The sequence below is a fragment of the Ilumatobacter sp. genome (assembly GCF_049588435.1).
Classification (GTDB): Bacteria; Actinomycetota; Acidimicrobiia; order Acidimicrobiales; family Ilumatobacteraceae; genus Ilumatobacter_A.
In genome coordinates, this window is sequence record NZ_JBAVYV010000404.1 from 1 (window position 1) to 2,260 (window position 2,260).

Sequence of the window (2,260 nt, forward strand, 5' to 3'; positions counted from 1 at the left end):
GTTCAGCGACGAGTTCGTGGCCCGCATCCGCGCCGCGCAGGCCGCACGGATGGAGCGCATCACGAACTGGGTGCGCGAGCGGCTCGCCACCTTGGAAGCCATGTATGGCCCGAATGCCGACGAGGCGTTCATCGTGCATCGCACCAACGCCGACCCGTTTATGTTCGCCGAGACGAGCGATTTCGGAGGCGATGTCGACAAGATTCGCGAGGCCAACGAAGCCGGCAACGGACTCGGTCGCTTCACGAGTCTGCGGTCGTGGCTCAGTCAGTGGGCGACCGATGTCAGCCAGGCCGACGGGCCCGCCGATGTGGCGCGCACAACCATTCCGGTCCTGAGCATTCGTCAGGCCGGCGACCATCGGGCCCACCCGGACTACCTCCGGCAGTGGGAAGAGGCCCTCGGCGATCGGTTTACCGGACACCACGAGTTCGACGCCACGCACTACATGGACCCGAAGGCACAGGCCGAGATGGTCGCCGAGCTTGCCGAGCTCATCCACGACTTCGCCATGGGGTAGGGAACGCGGACTGGCGGTCCTGCGCACCTCCAGTCACAGCTGTGGTTCGAGATCGAGGAGTTGGCGGGTGTCGGCCTGGGCCTGGTGCCAGCCGGTTTCGATCTCGTCGACCAGTGCGGCCACGCTCTGCTGACCATGGACGGCGGACACCGTGTGGCCGGCGCTGCCGGCGTTGTCGCCCAGAACACTCGCCACGACTCCGTTGGGGGCGGTGGCGAGCGAGATGTCGTCCATGGTTCCAGCGACCAGCGCGTCGCGCCACGCGGACGGAGCCGCGCTTTCGTCAGTGGCGATGAAACGGGTACCGAACATGGCCAGGTCGAAGCCTGCGCACTGCGCAGCCCACAGCGACGCTCCGTCGCTCATCCCGCCTGTCAACACCAGCGGACCGGCGAAGAAGGCCCGCACCGCTCGCACGAACGCGAACGGGTTGGCCCATCCGGTGTGGCCGCCGGCGCCAGCGGACAACAACACCAGGCCGTCGGCTCCCGCTTCCAACGCCTTGTGAGCGTGGGCCTCGGACGCCACATCGGCGAACACCAGGCATCCGGCGACCTGCAGCGCGGGAATCACCGGGGCCGGGCTGCCGACACTGGTGATGACCATCGCCGGCCGGTGCCGCACCACGCAGTCGACGTCATCGTCGAGCCGGGTGTTCTGCTTGCCGACGATCAGGTTGGCGGCGATGGGCCCCGGAGTGCGCTCCGCACGAGCTCGTCGGGACTCGATCTGGTCGAACCATTCGTCGAGTTCGGCGACGGAGGACGCATTGCTGGTGGGGAACGAGCCGATGATCCCTGCGGCGCATGCCGCGGCAACCAGCTCGGGCGTGGAGATGAAGGTCATCGGAGCCGCCACCGCCGGCAGTCGGAGCGAGGCGATCACCTCGTCGAACCTGGCGACGTCTCCGGTCACAACGTCAGGCGTCGCCGAGGCCGAGGGCGAGGGCCTGCTCGGCAAGGATCTTCTTGGACATCTTGCCGATGAGTGACTCCGGCATCTCGGCGATCAGGTGTACTCGGCGCGGCACCTTGAAGCCGGCCAGTCGCTCGGTGCAGTGCGCGATGACCTCGGCTTCGAAGGCGGCCAGCGAGTCGGCGTCGTCGGCTACTCCGGCGGCGACCACGAAGCCGACGGCGACCTCGCCGCGGAACTGGTCGGGGTGCCCGACCACGCCCGCTGCGCTCACCGCTGGATGTTCCATCAGCACCCGCTCGATCTCGGCCGCCGCGACGTTCTCGCCACCGACACGCAGCATGTCCTTGTTGCGGCTGACGAACTGCACGTCACCGCTCGGCAGCAGCCGCACGAGGTCACCGGTGCACCACATGCCCCGCTCGTCGAACCCCTCGGCGGTCGCTTCGGGATTGCGGTGATAGCCGGCGAAGAGCGACAGCCCGCGCACGCCGGCCACTCTCAACTCGCCCTCGTCGGCATCCTCGCCCGTGTCCAACGACACGACTCTGATCGAGTACTCGGGGCTGACCCGGCCGATCGATCCCTCGACGCTCGGCGCCGCCGGATCATTGATCAGCACACTGGTGACCACCTCGGTCATGCCCCACGACGACTGGATGCGAACGCCGAACGTCTCCTCGGCGGCCGGGATCTCGAGCCCCGTGATCCAACTGTTGTAGCTGTGTGCCGGAATCGGGTCGGCCGCCAGCGTGGTCATCACCGGCTGGAAGAACGTGTCGGTGCAGCCATGACGCAGGGACACTTCCCAGAACCGAGACACCG

At 67.7% G+C, this 2,260-nt stretch carries 2 protein-coding genes and 1 pseudogene; 1 reads left to right on the forward strand and 2 read right to left on the reverse strand.

The features are described 5' to 3' along the window. A pseudogene (locus WBV89_RS15690) lies at positions 1 to 520 on the forward strand (hypothetical protein); the annotation flags it as partial. 33 nt (positions 521 to 553) lie between these two features. Here WBV89_RS15690 and WBV89_RS15695 read toward each other — a convergent pair. Both WBV89_RS15695 and WBV89_RS15700 read right to left on the reverse strand, forming a co-directional pair. Next, a complete protein-coding gene (locus tag WBV89_RS15695) occupies positions 554 to 1,435 on the reverse strand; it encodes an NAD(P)H-dependent flavin oxidoreductase (protein ID WP_423982287.1) in 882 nt (293 codons plus the stop codon). Positions 1,436 to 1,439: 4 nt separating this feature from the next. Next, the coding region (locus tag WBV89_RS15700; RefSeq protein WP_423982288.1) for an AMP-binding enzyme at positions 1,440 to 2,260 on the reverse strand (821 nt) is incomplete at its 5' end.